At 62.3% G+C, this 297-nt stretch carries 1 protein-coding gene; it reads left to right on the forward strand.

Annotated elements, in window-relative coordinates:
• Positions 1-297, forward strand: a 297-nt coding sequence (locus BK665_RS33295) for a diguanylate cyclase domain-containing protein (RefSeq protein ID WP_148053280.1), incomplete at both ends; no start/stop codon positions are given.

Consider the following 297-nt stretch of genomic DNA (forward strand, 5'->3'; position numbering starts at 1 on the left):
CTAGCGGCAGCCTGGCGCGTTTCGCCAGTAACGAATTCGCCGTATTGTTGGACAACACCGACCTCTCGGCCGGCCAGCAAGTCGCCAACCAATTGCTGGCGACTCTCGACAAACCGATGTTCGTCGACAACCAGTTGATCAGCGTCACCGGCTCCGGCGGCCTGGCCTGTTCGCCGCTGCATGGCCGCAACCCGCAGACGCTGATGCGCAAGGCTGGCCTCGCCCTGCACAAGGCCAATGCCAACGGCAAGCATCAGGTTCAGGTGTTTACCGAAGCGTTGAACGCCGAGGCCAGCT

The organism is Pseudomonas frederiksbergensis, from assembly GCF_003732665.1.
In the GTDB taxonomy this organism is placed as follows: domain Bacteria; phylum Pseudomonadota; class Gammaproteobacteria; order Pseudomonadales; family Pseudomonadaceae; genus Aquipseudomonas; species Aquipseudomonas frederiksbergensis_G.